Source organism: Flectobacillus roseus, assembly GCF_030056595.1.
In the GTDB taxonomy this organism is placed as follows: Bacteria; Bacteroidota; Bacteroidia; order Cytophagales; family Spirosomataceae; genus Flectobacillus; species Flectobacillus roseus.
In genome coordinates, this window is the sequence record NZ_JASHIF010000024.1 from 98,078 (window position 1) to 115,412 (window position 17,335).

At 35.9% G+C, this 17,335-nt stretch carries 14 protein-coding genes; 8 read left to right on the forward strand and 6 right to left on the reverse strand.

The features are described 5' to 3' along the window. Positions 1-62 precede the first annotated feature (62 nt). From QM524_RS22355 to QM524_RS22370, 4 genes are all read right to left on the reverse strand, one after another. Positions 63-458 carry an MFS transporter gene (locus QM524_RS22355; RefSeq protein WP_283346315.1) on the reverse strand — a complete coding sequence of 132 codons (396 nt, stop codon included), beginning with the start codon at positions 456-458 and terminating at the stop codon, positions 63-65. A gap of 98 nt (positions 459-556) precedes the next feature. After that, on the reverse strand, positions 557-1,246 hold the full coding sequence (locus QM524_RS22360) for a Bcr/CflA family efflux MFS transporter (protein WP_283346316.1): 690 nt from the start codon (positions 1,244-1,246) through the stop codon (positions 557-559). A 170-nt stretch (positions 1,247-1,416) separates the two neighbouring features. After that, on the reverse strand, positions 1,417-1,809 hold the full coding sequence (locus QM524_RS22365; RefSeq protein ID WP_095165872.1) for a hypothetical protein: 393 nt from the start codon (positions 1,807-1,809) through the stop codon (positions 1,417-1,419). A 273-nt stretch (positions 1,810-2,082) separates the two neighbouring features. Beyond that, positions 2,083-3,264, reverse strand: a complete 1,182-nt coding sequence (locus QM524_RS22370; RefSeq protein WP_283346317.1) for a helix-turn-helix domain-containing protein — start codon at positions 3,262-3,264, stop codon at positions 2,083-2,085. Between the two features lie 595 nt (positions 3,265-3,859). On the opposite strand from QM524_RS22370, the gene QM524_RS22375 reads away from it, so the two are divergent. The 5 genes from QM524_RS22375 (at position 3,860) to QM524_RS22395 (ending at position 10,098) form a co-directional block, all read left to right on the forward strand. After that, positions 3,860-6,631, forward strand: a complete 2,772-nt coding sequence (locus QM524_RS22375; protein WP_283346318.1) for an outer membrane beta-barrel protein — start codon at positions 3,860-3,862, stop codon at positions 6,629-6,631. A gap of 229 nt (positions 6,632-6,860) precedes the next feature. Then, positions 6,861-7,730, forward strand: a complete 870-nt coding sequence (locus tag QM524_RS22380; protein WP_283346319.1) for a DUF5829 family protein — start codon at positions 6,861-6,863, stop codon at positions 7,728-7,730. A 314-nt stretch (positions 7,731-8,044) separates the two neighbouring features. Further along, entirely contained in the window at positions 8,045-8,623 is a 579-nt protein-coding gene (locus QM524_RS22385) for a hypothetical protein (protein WP_283346320.1), read from the forward strand. A gap of 172 nt (positions 8,624-8,795) precedes the next feature. Then, the gene (locus QM524_RS22390; RefSeq protein ID WP_283346321.1) at positions 8,796-9,470 is read left to right on the forward strand and encodes a hypothetical protein; all 675 of its coding nucleotides are present in this window, start codon (positions 8,796-8,798) and stop codon (positions 9,468-9,470) included. 280 nt (positions 9,471-9,750) lie between these two features. Further along, positions 9,751-10,098, forward strand: a complete 348-nt coding sequence (locus tag QM524_RS22395) for a hypothetical protein (RefSeq protein ID WP_283346322.1) — start codon at positions 9,751-9,753, stop codon at positions 10,096-10,098. Between the two features lie 702 nt (positions 10,099-10,800). On the opposite strand, the gene QM524_RS22400 is transcribed toward QM524_RS22395, so the two are convergent. Further along, positions 10,801-12,693 carry a peptidase U32 family protein gene (locus QM524_RS22400; protein WP_283346323.1) on the reverse strand — a complete coding sequence of 631 codons (1,893 nt, stop codon included), beginning with the start codon at positions 12,691-12,693 and terminating at the stop codon, positions 10,801-10,803. Between the two features lie 227 nt (positions 12,694-12,920). On the opposite strand from QM524_RS22400, the gene lgt reads away from it, so the two are divergent. Next, entirely contained in the window at positions 12,921-13,751 is an 831-nt protein-coding gene (lgt, locus tag QM524_RS22405) for a prolipoprotein diacylglyceryl transferase (protein WP_283346324.1), read from the forward strand. Positions 13,752-14,168: 417 nt separating this feature from the next. On the opposite strand, the gene QM524_RS22410 is transcribed toward lgt, so the two are convergent. Next, entirely contained in the window at positions 14,169-14,309 is a 141-nt protein-coding gene (locus QM524_RS22410; RefSeq protein ID WP_283346325.1) for a hypothetical protein, read from the reverse strand. Between QM524_RS22410 and QM524_RS22415 the strand changes: the two genes are divergently transcribed. Together QM524_RS22415 and QM524_RS22420 are read left to right on the forward strand one after the other, a co-directional pair. Next, the gene (locus QM524_RS22415) at positions 14,308-16,386 is read left to right on the forward strand and encodes a S9 family peptidase (RefSeq protein ID WP_283346326.1); all 2,079 of its coding nucleotides are present in this window, start codon (positions 14,308-14,310) and stop codon (positions 16,384-16,386) included. The two genes, QM524_RS22410 and QM524_RS22415, sit on opposite strands and share 2 nt — an antisense overlap. A gap of 143 nt (positions 16,387-16,529) precedes the next feature. Continuing rightward, positions 16,530-17,303, forward strand: coding sequence for a ThuA domain-containing protein (locus tag QM524_RS22420; RefSeq protein ID WP_283346327.1), 774 nt, complete (start codon positions 16,530-16,532; stop codon positions 17,301-17,303). Positions 17,304-17,335 lie beyond the last annotated feature (32 nt).

Consider the following 17,335-nt stretch of genomic DNA (forward strand, 5'->3'; position numbering starts at 1 on the left):
AAACCTTTTATGCAGTCCTAACTCACAATTCTACATTCACAATTAAATAATTTGAATTGAAACTATCCATGTTTCAATTTAGAAACCCCTATAGCAAAAACAGTAAGTCCCAATACAGCACAACCAGCCATCACAGCCGTCATAGGAATACTGGTTCCGTTACTAAAAATACTGACTGCGGCAGCGGCCAACGACCCAAAACACATTTGTAATGCCCCTAACAATGCCGACGCACCACCGATAGATTTGGTAAATGGATATAAAGACAATGCCGAAGAATTGGGATAACTAATGCCCTGACAGCATAAAAATAAAAAGACTAAAGCCAATGCAGTATATAAATTGAGCCAACCCAAAATACTTACCAGACATAATATCACCCCAACCAGCGTTTGGACACGTAAAGAAACACGTACTATCTGACTGCTACTGTATTTTTTCAGTAAAAGATTATTCACTTGACTACTCGCAATCAAGCCACCTGCTAAGAAGCCAAAAATCCATCCATATTCCTTTTCGGAAACCCCAAAAGTTTCATAAAGACAAAAGGCGAACCCTATAGATAAGCATATACCCCAGCCGAAATCAGTGCCCCTGCAAAGGCATAGGTATAAAACTGTGGTACTTTCAAAATGTCAATAATTGACAAAATAATGGCTCGGGGTTTCAATGAAATGGATTCATCTGGTTTTTTACTTTCAGGTAAGGCAAAATAACAGGCCAAAAATAATATTACTCCCAAGCCAAACTGCATATAAAACACACTATGCCAACCCATCAAGGTAATCATATAACTTCCTACACTTGGTGCAATGATGGGCGATACACCCAAAATTAACATCAGCAAGGAGAATATTTTTGCCGTTTCTTCCACAGGAAATATATCTCGCACAATAGCACGAGGCGCCACCATTCCTACACAGGCACCCAAGGCCTGTAAAAACCTTGCAACAATAAGCACCTCCACAGAGTTGGCAGTAGCACAGGCTAATGAGGCTACCATATAGATGGATAAACCAATCATCAATGGCTTTTTACGTCCAAATCTATCCAGCAGAGGGCCGTAAATTAGCTGTCCTACCGAAATACCAATAAAGAAACTAGACAAAGAATAGGCAACCTCGTCGACTGTTACGCCCAAATCCTTCGCAATGGTCGGAAAACCAGAGAGGTAGGTATCAATCGAAAAGGGTCCAATGGCTGATAATAAACCAAGAATAAGAATTAATATACTGCGATTTTTCATTCGGGAGATTGCTATTGTATCAAAATGATTACAAAGGTAATTAAGTCTTCGACTAAACAATCAAAACTTAATTTCTTTGCATAAATACAATAGCAAACTCCCTCAAAGCGAAGTAAAACTAAGATACAGGATTTCAAGACAGCGTATTCTGCTATACCTTGATGCTTAACCTACTTCCAAATTTCTGTCCCATAGAGGAGACTTATTTTTTTCCGAGAAATTAAAAAGTCTTGAAAATTACTAGGGTTACTAAAGTCATATAAGGTTCCATCACAGCTGTATTGATGCGTATTGGTAGAAGAACAAGTAGAACATTGAATTTCTATGACATTTTCACCTTTGTATTCAAACAAAACAACACCATTAAGTTTATCAGCATTATCCCCAAAGGTGTACACTTTCATTTTGTCCGAAAGCCATTTTAGATTGTTAACAGGGTCTTTTATGCCACAGACCTCCACATTGGAGCTTGTACTAAGCGGGTCTTCAAGATTCTTTTTGCATGCAGAAAACAGTGATACTGACGTAATCGTCAAAAGAAGTAGAATTGGTCGAACTTTCATAGTAGAGTTTCAGTAAATGGTGAACTAATTTGCGTATAAATTTACCAAGGAAAGAGATTTTACGAAGATAATGAATTTTGGTTTAAGACTCAAAAGACATTGATATGACAAATTCAATAATTCCATTGCTGGCATAGAAAGAGTTTACCATGTGGGCTACAGCACACAACAATTTATGAATTTTCACTTCAAACAATTAACAAACAAGCATTTACTACAAAAAACATAACTCAACACTCATAATTTACTCATGATTGGCAAAACTTTTAAAAGCTACTCCTCCCCCTTCAACTCCATATCATGCTTTTTGAGATATTGGTTCGGTGTTAAACCTGTTTGCTTTTTGAAGGCTGTAAAAAAAGTACTTTTATTTTTAAAACCACATTCATTAGCAATGGCTTCAATGGTATAATTTTGATATTCTTTTGAGGTTACTTTTTGAGTAAAAGCCTTAATTCTATAGCTATTAATAAAATCATTATAATTCATTTTAGCCACAGTATTGATAGCATTTGAAATTGCATACGGTTGAATGCCAACTTCCATGGCGAGTTCAGAAATTGTAAATTTATGGTTATGGTAAGATTTACTTTTTTCTAGAGCGATTTTAATCAACTCAAAATCTTGCAGATTTACAATGTCGGGCTCTTTGTCTACCTTGGTGGTACTTATTTTCGCCAATTCTTCGAGTTCTTCAAGCGGATATTTTTCGGTTAAAGACTCTTTTGTGGCTCTCAAAGAGCTATCTTTTATGATAAAATATGAACCGAATAAGATGAAGGACATCAAAGAATGAATTAATGATACTTTTTCCATAAACGGATTTTGATCAACCTCTCTCAACAACTCATTTGTTAGCAAGTACATATACCCGTTCGAAATATACAGCAACAAAAATCCTACCACGTAAAAAACGTCCCATTGAGGAACCAGTTTTTGGGTAGTAAAAGTATTTTGCGTCCTAACCACAAATTTCCAAACTAAGCCCAAATAAATAAGACCGAGTGCACTTTGCGCATACGGAATCCACACAAAAGGTATCCATCCGAAAGTTTTCGTAAACAAATCCTTGGCCTCTATATGTTTAATAATTTCAATTTTTTGCTCGAATGGCATCGTGTAAAACGGAATCAAATCAATAACAACTATAAAAAATGGGAGTACCTGAAAAAAGACATTTTTGACCGTAAAAGTGTAGGCTCTTTGCGTAACAATAAACAAATACAAAAGATATGGACCAATTATGTAGAAAGGACGAGCCACCAATAAAAGACCGCTAATGGGATATTCCTGTATCAAATGAGTAGTGATACAAACTTTCATTATGAGAAACCAAGCCCACAATGCTGACGTAGCTCCCCAAATAGTTTTTGATATAGAGTAAGGACGAGTGAAAGCCTTTGTTAGACTCCCTAAAGTGATTGCGATAGCAATCAAATTTAAAATTATTGTCATAACATCAATGTTAAGGCCGATTATTCCAAATCTAAATAAAGTTAAGAGGAATAACACAACTTTCCGAACCGTTAAATAAGCTTGGCTACAATTTTAGGCTCAAAAAAAATGTACTTGGCGGACTTTGATTTGGATTTTAAAATAAGGATTTAAGGACTATTAAAGCAAATTTAGCTTGAATTATGGTTATCCTTGAAAAGATATAAAAGTTTTTGACCTTATCCAATTTTTTAAAAGCCCATTTTGAATCCATTGGATGAAAGTAGAAGTTTTATCCCCCATTTTCAATAACACAATAGCAAACTATTTGTTTGAAAAGCCAGTTTTAGAGAATAAATAAAAAATATAGATTTATTTTGCATGAAAGCCCCATAACCTACTCCTTTCATACAAAGTCTATTTATGCATTACCCGAAAAAAGCCCCCCCCTCAAAAATTCAAAATAACAGCCTATTTTTTTCAAAATTTTCGATCCAATTCGTTCAAATATTTTATCTGCACTTAACATTCTATTCATAAATACGCCACCAGATGCAACATGTAACCATTTGATGTGTCATTGTATCAAATCTATTCATCAAGCATCATTTATTTTATGAAAAAAATCATACCTCTACTTCTCTCATTTTTATGCGCTGTGGCATCCTTGGCACAAACAGGTTCTATTCAAGGTAAAATAGTTGGCTCAGATCAAAAGCCATTAGCAATGGCAACGCTCACGGTGTTTTTGGCAAAAGACACCTCTATTGTTTCCTATCGTATTAGTAATGAATCGGGCGAATTTAAGTTTTCGAACCTACCCATCAACGTTCCCTTACGCCTTTTGGCAACCTATGTCGGGAATGAAGCCTATCGACAAAGTTTTACGTTGACGTCTCAAAATCCTTCAGTCAAATTAGACGTAATCAAGATGCAGATGACCAGTAAAAGTCTTGATGAGGTAATTGTAACAGCCGAGCGCCCTCCTATTACTGTCAAAAACGATACGATTGAGTTCAATGCCAATTCATTTAAAACTTTGCCCAACGCCTTGGTGGAGGATTTATTGAAAAAACTTCCTGGCGTACGCGTAGATGCAGACGGAAACATCACCATGAATGGAAAACCTGTCAACAAAATTTTAGTTGATGGAAAATCATTTTTTGGCGATGACCCTAAAATGGCCACTCGTAACCTTCCTGCCAATGCCATTGACAAGATTCAGGCTGTCGATGATAAAGAACAAGCGCTACTAAATGGCGATAATAATACTAGCAATGTAGGTAAGGTGATCAATATTACTTTGAAAAAAGGTTATAAGAAAAGTGCCTTCGGAAAAGTCTATGCTGGAGGAGGCACGCAAGACGTATATGAACTAGGGGGAATTATGAACATTTTCAGAGATACCCTACAAGTGAGCGTTTTGGGGTATAGCAACAACCTCAACCGACCAGGTTTTAGTTATAGCGAATTGATGAATAATGGGGGTTTGAGACGAAGCAACTCCAATCGGACTTCAAGCTCTACGCGCATCAACAACGGCATGAATGGTAGTATGGTGGATATCAACGGCGTAAATTTTGGGGGAAACACCAATTTCGGTATCGCCACAAGCAATGGCGGAGGGTTTAATATCAACCATGCTCCTAGTAATAAGAAGTCATTTTATCTGCAATATTATTTCGGAGAAGTCCGTAACCGTATTAGTACAGATAGATTAGCAGAACTTTATAATGGAGACACTATTATAAGCAATCACCGCCAAACAAATGTTCTCACCAAAAACTACGGTCATAGTGTCGGGGGTGGTTTCAAGATAAAAACAGATTCTGTAACCACGCTCAACTTCAATGCTGGGTATACCGCAGGACTGGTTAGAGAGGCTCCTAATGTGTTGATTTCGAGTGAAAATAACTATTTGGGTTCGCAAAGTATGGGGGCAATTAATCAATCTAATGCCACGAATAATGTCAATTACAACCATACTTTTTACTTGTTGCGAACAGGTAAAACCAATAGCAAAAGACTCATGTCAATCGTACAAAGCCTCAATCTTGGAAACAATACGAGCGATAACATGACCAACTCGACTCTTAATTATTACTATCCGAGCAGATATGACAGTTTACAAAATCAACTCAGACAAGTACGAGTACCTCAAACATTTGGCAGTTTTTCAATTAGTTTTTACGAACCTATCCATAAGTATTTCACACTGCGTTTTACTAATAGATACAGTTTTACGCAAGTCAAAAACACGACTAATTTATGGTATTCATCACCGTTGGGAGATTCTTACAGTGTCTTAAATCCATTATTGAGCGGAACATTCGAGCGTCAACAACATGAAGTATTTTTTGCTCAGAAATTGGCTTTTCAATATAAAAAGCTCACCTTAATTGCAGGGATTGATGAAACCCTTCTTCGGTCTAAATTGCATACTTCCGCAGAAACAGAAGGAATTGAAAGAAATATTCAGAAGTTGAATCCCAACCTCAATATCACTTTCGATAATCTCACGTTGACCTATAATAAATCGTATAACTTACCATCTTACTCTTATCTATTGCCTGTATTCGATAACTCAAACCCTTACTATGTAGCCAAAGGGAATCCACGCCTATTGCCTACCTCCACTGCCGAATGGATGTTGAGCTATAATTATAATAACCAAACCAAAAACATCAATATTTGGTGGTATTCGTCTTTCCAGCAAAGAGACAATGATATTATCCAAAATATTACGATAGATAAACAAGGTATTCAAACCTCCTCCCCTGTGAATGCTGATGGGACTCGAAATTTGTATATGAATTTGAATATCAACAAGGATTTTAAACTGGGAGAAAAGAATAAACTAACCTTATCAGCTGGAGGATATTATAGTATCAACAGAAGTAAAATGATTTTTAATGCTGATACAAGTTGGCAAACGACCAATCAGCTCTCGAATTGGTACGGAATAAATTTCTATTATAAAGACAAAATCGAGTGGAATAACTCTTATTCGCCAGACTTTAACTTTACCAGCTATTCCAGTCCAAACTTTACAGGTTTGAAAGCAACCCTGCATAATTTCAATACAAACTTAGTAATCCGTTGGACCAAAAATCTGATTCTCGAAAACAATGTAATTTACCTATACAACAGTAACCTAACAGGCGCAAACAAAACAACGGTACGATGGAATGCAGCGATTAATTACAATTTTATGAAAGACCAAAGAGCCACCATCAAGTTGAGCGCCTATGATATTTTGAATCAAAACAGTAATATTGTCCGTCTGATTGCCTCTCAAAATACGCTTACTTACAACAGAGGGAATCTTTTGCCAAGATATTTTATGATGACTTTAACCTACAATATCAAGCAAATGCCAAGGAAGTAGCAGTGGGATTTGGGTTGTGAGCTTTCGGCGGTGGGCTTTCAGCAAAATAGTGCATATTGGAGAAGCAGGTTTTGCCTGCTTTTTTTTATTGTATCCCTTTAGTATGTTTTACCAATAATATTACTTTGGTTAATAAAATCTAAACCTTCACTTATACGCCACGTTTATTGTATATACGCAACAAAATTTGATTATATTGTGGTTATATAATCGTTAATAGAAGTTGTATATGAAACAGTACATATTTTTAAGTCTATTTTTTTTAGAGTCCGTATGCTTTGGACAGATAAAATCAATTCCACAAACAGATTTCAATACACTTTTTATTTGTATTGACAGTATATCATACAAGCAATTATACCAAAGCAAATATCTTAAAGACACTTTGTTTTTTTGTAGGGAGATGCAACAAGAAACAAATACAGATTCTTACGTCGGCAAATATTTGATTGGCGAGTCTTCAACTATCGAATTTTTTCAACCCCAAAAGGCTAATCATATAGGCGATAAATTTGGCGACTGGGGCATTGAGTTTAAAACAAGAAAAATTAATATGCTTGATGAAATAATAAGAAAATCAAAGTTTCTCAAGTTTACTATTGATACCTCCACCACTGAAACAATTTTAGACAGTTTGCCAATTCCTTGGTATAAAACACTAAGCTTCAAAAATTCAAAAAATGAATTGACAATATTGGAATACCAATCCGGATACTTACAGAATTTGGGGTTTACAAAAAAGCAAATTGGACAGTCCTTGTCATTCAAAGAATATAATAGTATTTTATCTAACGGGAAAAAATACCCAAGACAGTTTGAAAGCGTAAGATATATTAAACTATTTGCAGACAAGAAATTAATTGAGAACTTACGAAAATTTGCAAAACTAAATAATTGTAAAAGAATTAAAAATAAGTTTACAAATGGTGATATTACCATTGAGTATTTAGAGGTTGAACATTTGCCTGAATTCCCTATTCAAGAGATAGGAATATCATTGTTAAATAACCAAAAATTTCGAATCGAAAAAATAAGTGATAATCTGTACATAAAAATTAATGGTAAAAAAGGTAGTTTCATATTCAAAAACTGTAACTAAAAAATTACAATTACCACCAATAACATCGCCTTCGTAATGGCTAAAAGCCAAACAATAAATACATAACGAACCGCTACTGTGGTTTCTTTTATGGGATTATCATTCGACTTAAAGATATTTAGAAGAGCAGGTTTTCGCCTGCTTTTTTTGTTTTTAGAGCTTTGGTATGTTTTCCCAATGATATTGACTTTGGTTAATTAAATTAAAACCTTCACTTATACATGAATACACGCAACAAAATTTAATTATATTGTGGTTATATAATCGTTGGTGACAATTTTGCGAGACTACTTCATATATGAAAAACACTTGATATGACAACAGAAATATACTCTGCTTTAGAAAAATTAGAAATTTGGGATGCAGACGACAACATGGATATTGACTACGTGAAATCATTACCCCTTTTTCAATTTTTAGACAAAATACATTCATTTGACAGAGAAATATTAGACTTTATACTTTACAACACTTGTCAAAGAGTAATTCCAAGTTGGGAATTTAATTGCAAAGATGAAGAACTTAGACCCGCTCTTTTTGCAATGCGACAGTATTTGCAAAAATCTTTGAAAAAGGATAATCTTGAAAAATATAATATTGAAATTAAATCACCAAAATTTGACTGCACTTACACCGACACAAGTGGAGCTTCGAGGACACTTTTTCATTCAGTAAAGTCAATCCTTCACGACAGTATATTATTTGCTACTTATGCAATAAGTAATGCAGATATTGCGAATACAAATAATTTTTACAAATGGTTTACCGAAATCGCAATTCCAGTTTCTTTTGATAAGAAATTTTGTAATTGCGACCAAACAAAAAAATATGCTTATAACGAGTACGATAGACTTTACGACAGTTTATTTATACAACTTGATTCTCAAACATGAGTTTGCCAAAACAAGGGCAGAAGTGCTAAATTGAAGATTTGATATTCTAATGAACTATTGTAATACATTTGAACTTCGATGCGCTGCCCCCCACTTGCCACAAGCCCTATTCATTGACGGAAACCGCATACTGACACAATAAAAATAAAGGGTTTAGTTCCAAAACCTCACAATGACAACGTTACCTCAAAATATAAAAGAACAATTTTTTAAGACAATCAAAGGCGATCTTTCACTTCGAGAATTTGAACAATGGTTGTATTCCGACAAAGAGCTTGAAAGATTGCTCAACTCGGAAAGCTACTTTGAATTGATTGCTATAAACTTTAGGGAAGGCGGAGCGAAATATGAACTTTGGAAATTTCTTAAAAACTATATCGGTCTTCAAGAATTTGAGAAATACAAAATGCTTGAGCTTTTAAATGAAGCGAAGCAAAAGACTGAACGACTCCCCTATATCTTAATGGAGTTTTATGAATTATATTGTTACGGTTATAACTTCCTTCAAGATTTAGGACTAGGGATCGGACTGGCTGTTGAAGTTCCAAGAGTAAATAACACAATTGCAGAAACTTGGAATGAGCTAACATCCGAACAACAAACAGCGCTTTTGAATAGTTTTTCGCCTGAATTAGAATATTGTATCGAACAAGTCATCAACTGGATAAATACCGACAAAATAATCTTAACAGGAGAGCAAGACGAACTTGGTCATTATGAATACCAAGACCTAAGAACCGAAGAGGAGAAAAAGTCCAAACTATGGGTTATTGTGTCAGAGGATAATGAGACAGGTTTTTCAACTAGTAAAAATTTGCTTTGGGAAAAACTTAAGGAGCGAAAATAATGGGATATTCATGTTGCAGAAAAACAGCAATAATCAATAAAAAAGATTTCTAATTAAACTTAGACGTCATCATTAGCAAGGTAACATTCAGATACCTTTTATTTGATTTAGCTATAATATTGACTTAGGTTAATAAAATCTAAACCTTTGGTGTTCGCTGTATTGGCTAGAGAGACGCTTAAAAAATTTGATTATATTGTGAAAATATATTCTTTACTGGCAGTTTTGTCAAACCATATTCGTATGGCAGGTTAAGAACTAAATAGTTTTTTATAATAGGATGTCATACAAATATCAAATCGAACAAGCATTACTTAGCAAAAATTGGAACATAGTAGAAATAGGGTTTAGCGAAGAGTGGTGGGATGACGAGAATTGGAAGATTCAATATAGATTTAACTCAGCTATCTGTCTCTACTTGTGCTTTATTACTGACCCGATGTTTGAGGGAAATAGAGAAAAAGGACAAGGAATTATTTATGAAATTAAGGCAACGACCAAATTTCCTCAAAATTGGAATGACGACACAAACACTATTGCTTTAATACAAATGTCAAAAGGAAAATTTGATTTAAAACTAGAAGCGATCATCAATACTCTTGAGAATTATATAAAAGAGAATTGTTGAAAACTACAGCTAACATTATGTTTGGCATTACTTGGGCTATATGTGCAAAATTCAACAATGGTAATATTATTTAACATTTGTGCAAATGCTTGGCTGACGGTTGCCCCACGAGAATCAGAGGTTATGGAGCAAAACAACACTGTATATAACACCAGTAGCTGTTGTTTATCTTATTTTTCTAAAATCCTTTTGAAAAATATAATCCCCACTGTAATAATAATTGTCGTTAAAAACTAAATAAAAACAGAAAAATGAACATTTTTAAACAAAAAGAGCTCTACACAAATTCAATTTTAACATTTTTAGTAATTGTATTAATTGACTGGTTTATTGGGGCAGGTTTTAACCTCTTTAAAGGCTACACTTTTTCTCAGACTCTTGAAAATTACAAAATACCTTATACCTACATCGGTGTTGCGTTTACAATTGTCTATTTCAATTTAAAAAAACAAAAGAAATAACATCTGTGTGGTTGTTACTAGCTGATATCTTGCAAATTAAGAGGATTTTGATAGTAGAAGAATTGGTTCTAAAACGCATTCTTTGAGGACTAAACTAACTCAATCATAGGCATCCCTCAATTTTGAATTGAATATTTATCAAAAAAGCTGTCAGAAAATATTTTCCGACAGCTTTTTTGATGCTTTAAGACTCATCTTTAGACGCAAAATATTGCGTCTCTACAACTCAATAAATGATGCTCTACCACTTAGCAATATAGCCTAATTGTTCGTCTTCATCTTCGTATTCGAGTTCGGCGTCTTTTTCCCAAATTTCCATTTCGCATGGTTTACAGTTGAATTTCAATTTGTATTCTACTTCGCCGTGTTTTAGGGTTAATGGTTCTACCAATTTTTCGCCCATGGTTTGGCGTTGGTATCTCGCACATTTTCCTAGCTCATATTTTACGCAATACTTAGTGGTCATTACACGAGATTTGCCTGGGTCCCATTGCAATTCAAAGGCTTTTTCGATTTCGGTAACGCCATGTCTTTGATAAAATGTTCTTGCCATTTTATTCGAAACATTGTACATAAAATCTAGCTTTTCAACTGGATAAGGATGCGTTGTTTTTTCTAATTTATGCTCTTCTCTATGATATTCATTCACACGAATATCAACCAAACGCTCTAACACCTCTCTTCTGATTTCGTTTACTTTCGAAATCGGCAAGAACCAGTTTTCTGAAAACTCTACTTCCAATTCGTCAACAATAAATGGTGTATTCCCTGTTTTGGCTAAGTTCTTTTTAATGTTTGGAATCACCGAATCTTGACTTTTCGCCAATTCTTTAGCTACTTCAATCGTTCCTACCGACTGGTGACCGTCTTCGTCGATAGCCAATAGTTGAAAGCCCGTTTCTGTTTCGGTAAACTCCAATTTTAAACCAATTTTACGAACAGCACTGTTTTCTTTTTCCACCATTTTATTGAATTCAGCATCTGAGTTTCTGTAAATCTCAGTACCAATCGCCAATGGTTTGAAAGTATTTGGAATAACAATATTGTTAAAAATAATGTTGATTTGAGCCCCATCAGCTTCTCCAGCTTCATTTTGGAAATACAAACCATCACCATTATTCAACTTCTCGTAATTCTCAATGATATAACCGTTTGCTTTAATTTCAAGTACTTTTCCGATATACTGACCTTTCGATTTTGGACTTTCCCATGAACCAATTTTTTCTTTTCTTTTATTCAAGAAATAATCTGTATATCCACGGTTGAAGCTTCTATCCATTTCTGGTTCGAAGTTATAGAAAGTTCTACCAGAAGAAGCTTTTTCAAATCTATCAGCATTTTCTTCTAAGAAAGCATCCAACTTTTTACGTAGGAAAGAGGTATTATTTTTTACATAAACAATATCCTTCAAACGTCCTTCAATTTTGAAGGATGAAATACCTGCTTCAATCAGATTTGGTAATTGATCACTCAAATCCAAATCTTTGATAGACAATAAGTGACTGTTTTCAATCAAGGTTTTACCTGTTCCGTCTTCCAAACGGTAAGGCAAACGGCAGTTTTGAGCACAAGAACCACGATTGGCACTACGTTCGCCATTGGCTACGCTCATGTAACAGTTACCACTAAATGATACACAAAGTGCTCCAGCCACAAAAAACTCTAATTCAACATCTGTAGCCTTATGAATTTCTTGGATTTGATCGAGGTTAAGCTCACGGGCTAATACCACACGCTTCATCCCTGCATCTGCCAAAAACTTCACATGATTGGCATCACGGTTGTTTGCCTGCGTACTCGCATGGATAACGATAGGTGGCAAATCCATTTCCATGATAGCCATATCTTGAATAATCAAGGCATCGACGCCAATATCGTACAATTCATAAATCAATTTACGACAAGCTTCTAACTCATTATCATACAAAATAGTGTTGATTACCACAAAGACTTTAGCCTTGAACAAGTGGGCATATTTCACCATTTCAGCCACGTCCTCCACCGAGTTGGTGGCGTTTGAACGTGCGCCAAATTGGTGCGCTCCCATATATACTGCGTCTGCGCCAGCGTTGACCGCAGCCATACCTTGATAAAGGTTTTTGGCAGGCGCAAGAATTTCAATTTTCCTTTTCATTTCAATCCTATATTTTCGAATCCATAACAAGGGTGAGATTCGGTAATTTTACTTCAATTTGCAAAGTTAGTGAATAATAGCTGATTCTCTGAGTGGTATTTGGTTTTTTCGCAAGTGCAAGTCTACTGTTTTGGATTAATTTGACAGCATGAAGCCTTGTTCAAGATAAAGTAATAAAGTAACTTGTGAAATATTACAGAATTATAAATTTAACCTATACCTATAGCATGCCTCCTATCATTAATTGGAATATCGACCCTGTCATTTTTATGTTGACACCTACATTCCCAATCAAGTATTATGGAATATTATTTGCACTTGGGATAACCATTGCCTTCTTAATAGTCAAAAAAATATATCGACATGAGGGTAAATCGATAGAAGAATTAGATACGCTCCTGATTTATATTGTTCTTGGCACCGTCTTGGGGGCAAGATTAGGTCATTGCCTGTTCTATGAACCAGAATACTACCTAAATCATCCATTGGAAATTATACTGCCGTTTAAGAAAATTGATGGCGCTTATCACTACATTGGTTTTCAAGGTTTGGCTAGCCATGGTGGTACTATTGGGGTTTTACTCTCAATCATTTTTTACTGCATCAAATCTAAAACTCCTTTATTGCAAGTACTTGATAGAGTCGCCATTGCGGCGCCAATAGCAGGCACTTTTATCAGATTAGGAAACCTAATGAATTCCGAAATTTACGGTATTCCTACAAATGGAACTTGGGGGTTTATATTTTTACAAGATGATACAATACCTCGTCACCCAACACAATTATATGAGGCTGTCACTTACCTGTGTATCTTTCTTTTTTTGTGGATTATTTATCAAAAAACTGAACTCCTCCGCAAGTCTGGAGTGATGTTTGGCTTATTTCTTATGTTGGTATTTACTGCTAGATTCTTTTTAGAGTTCTTTAAGGAAAATCAGGTTGCATTTGAAAACAAAATGTCCTTAAACATGGGACAACTCTTAAGTTTGCCATTTGTGATATTGGGTGTGGCTTTGTTGATATGGCGATTGTCGAGTGAAGGTAAAAATAAAATGTAATTTGATCGACATGACTGAAACTCTCGAAATCTGTGATACAACAATCGATTTACTTGCTGTAATCGCATAACTCATTACTACAAAATCGTTTAGTATTCTTGTAAAAGCTCCGTAGGAGCGACAGTTTGGTAGCAGTAATCATTGAGAAAAACCATTTTTGAGCGCCGTAGGTGCGACAGAAACCCAACAATCGTGAAGTCTGTCGCACCTACGGCGCTCCTTTTACAGGTCAGAGAGATAATCCCTATTACCAAACTTTCGCTCCTACGGAGCTGATGAAAAGATTGGCTTCTGGAAAAATCCTGATACGCGGGCATATCTATATTGTATAATTGATAAGAGTGCTCTTTAAACTTTCTCATCATGGGTGAATAAATTCACCCACTAATTGGAATCAAGGTTTAAATAATTTCAAGATTAATTTTGTACTAATAGATTACTGCTCAAGTTATAAGTCAAAATCATTTTCAGTTGCCCCCATCCCCCCTCCTTTCTTAGTTTTTCTTCCACCTTTTTCGTATCTTGAATAGTCATCAACTCATATCTATTCAATTTCATGAAAAAAGTCTTACTTACCTTCCTTGGCCTATTATTGGTCAGTCCTATTTTTGCACAATTTTCATTGGAACAAGTACTTAGCAGTGCTTTTCCTACTGAACTAAAAGCGTCTCCTGTCAAAAATCAAATTGCTTGGGTCTTTAACCAAACTGGCTCACGTAACATTTTTCTTGCAGAAGCACCCGATTTTAAACCCCGAAAGCTTACCAATTACGAAGGTGATAATGGTCAAGAAATCAATAGTATTACTTTTTTACCCAATGGTAAATCTTTACTATTTATTCGAGGAAGAGCCAATAACAGCGCTGGTGAAATTCCCAATCCTGCCGAAGTCCAAGGCACTGTAGAGCGAGCGATTTTTAAGATTGATTTAGATGGAAAAAATCTTAAGAAGGTTGTTAATGGTGCTTATCCTAAGGTATCTCCCAATGGCAATACACTTGCGTATATCGCTGGAGGGCAGATTTGGACATTGAATCTGGATAGTGCCAACATTTCACCGAAAAAACTATTCCATTCACGTGGTTCGCAAGGTTCTATCCGATGGTCTCCCGATGGTAACAAAATTGCCTTTGTGAGTAGTCGTGGTGACCATAATTTTATTGGGGTTTGTGATATGGTTACACAACAAATCAAGTACATCGACCCTGGAGTAGATGGCGATATTGACCCAACTTGGTCTCCCGATGGAAAATCTATTGCCTTTATCAGAGTTCCTTTTACCAAAGATGCACTGATATTCGGCCCAGAAAGAGCAAGTCTTCCTTGGTCTATTCGAGTTGTGGACTTAATGACTGGACAAGCAAAAGAGATTTGGAAAGCTCAAAAAGGAGTTGGAAGTAACTTCTTTGCTGGTGGACTTGTGGCGGACAATCACCTATTTTGGACTTCTGACAATATGATTATTTTTCCTTACGAAGGGGATGGTTGGCATCATCTTTACAGTGTGAGCGCTAATGGAGGAAATGCCAAATTGCTTACACCAGACAAAGGCGAAGTGGAATATGCTTTTTTGTCAAATGATAAAAAGACAGTCATTTACAACTCTAATATGGGTGATATTGACCGCCGACATATTTGGTCAGTTACAGCGTCTGGAACCCCAAAGCAAATTACGACTGGACAAGGAATTGAATGGTCACCTGTACAAACCTCGGATGGACAGTTAGCGATTCTTCGCTCCGATGCCAAAGTTCCCGCTCGCCCAAGTGTAGTTGCAACGGATGGGAAAATTAAAGATATTGCCCCTGAATTTATTCCAAATGATTTTCCAAGTAATCAGTTAGTGACTCCACAAGCCGTTATGATTACTGCCACTGATGGTATGCAAATTCCTGCCCAACTGTTTTTGCCCAAAAATCATAAAGCAGGTGAAAAACACCCCGCAGCGATCTTCTTTCACGGAGGTTCCAGAAGACAAATGTTGCTAGGGTTCAATTATGGAGAATATTATCACAAAGCCTACTCCTTAAATCAATATTTGGTCAGTCAGGGATATATAGTGCTTTCTGTAAACTATCGTTCGGGTATTGGTTATGGCATGGAGTTCAGAGAAGCTGAAAACTATGGGGCAACTGGCGCTTCGGAATATAATGATGTAGTAGGTGCAGGTTTATTCCTAAAATCTCGAGAGGATATTGATGGTGCTAAAATTGGTCTTTGGGGAGGCTCTTACGGTGGCTATCTCACAGCATTAGGTTTAGCCAAAGCATCGGATTTATTTGCTGCTGGTGTGGATATTCATGGTGTTCATGATTGGAATGTGGTGGTGAAAAACTTTATTCCGAATTATGATGCAAACAAACGAGCAGAATGGGCTAAAGTGGCGTATCAATCTTCGCCAATGCCATATATCAACTCTTGGAAGTCTCCAGTTTTACTAATTCATGGCGACGACGACCGTAATGTTCCTTTTTCGGAAACCGTAACCATTGCTGAAGCTTTGCGAAAAAATGATGTGTATATGGAACAACTCATTTTTCCAGACGAAGTGCATAGTTTTCTTTTGTATCAAAATTGGTTAAGTGCCTACAAAGCCACAGCCAACTTTTTCGATAAGTTTTTGAAAAAGAAATAGGCTTTCAAAACTATTTTTGAGTATAGTCTAAAAAGCTTCTCCTTTTCAGTGGAGAGGCTTTTTAGATGAAAAAAGGATAGGTTTTCCCTGATTTACCTATATTTTGGCACTCAATTTTTCAACTTATCCCAATTGATTTAAACATGAAAAAAGTATGTTTTGCATTAATGCTTGTTGCTGGAGTCATTTTTAATATGACTGCACAAGAAGCAAACCCTTTGAAAGGCAAGAAAATTTTGGTTTTCTCAAAAACAGCAGGCTTCCGCCACAGTTCTATTCCTTATGGTATTTCTGCGATGTTTGAGCTTGGCAAAAAGTATGGTTTCTCAGTAGACACCACTCAAAATGCAAGTCTTTTTAATGAAGACAATCTCAAACAATACAAGGTTGTGGTATTTAATAATACCACTGGAGATGTATTGGACGCACAACAACAAACTGCATTTGAACATTATATTCAAGCAGGTGGTGGTTTTGTAGGTATTCACGCGGCTTCTGATACGGAATACGATTGGGCATGGTACGGCAAAATGGTTGGTGGATACTTCGATGGTCACCCTGGCAAACACGTTTCAAACGTTCAAATGGGTAAATTTACCGTAACTGATGCCAAACATCCTTCAACCGAAAAACTTCCTGCAAGCTTCGAACGCAAAGATGAGTTTTATAACTTCAAACAGTTCAACAAAGAGGTAAAAGTGTTATTGACGGTTGATGAAAAGTCGTATCAAGAAGGTACAATGGGCGATTTTCACCCAATGGCTTGGTATCATTTATACGATGGCGGTCGTGCTTTCTATACCAACTGGGGACATACACACGAAACTTTCTCAGACGAAATCCCAATGAACCATATCTGGGGAGGATTACTTTGGGCTGGTAGCGGCAAACCTGTGAAAGCAAAAAAAAATAAATAGTTTCAAATACTAGCTTTTGGAATTAGATTTAT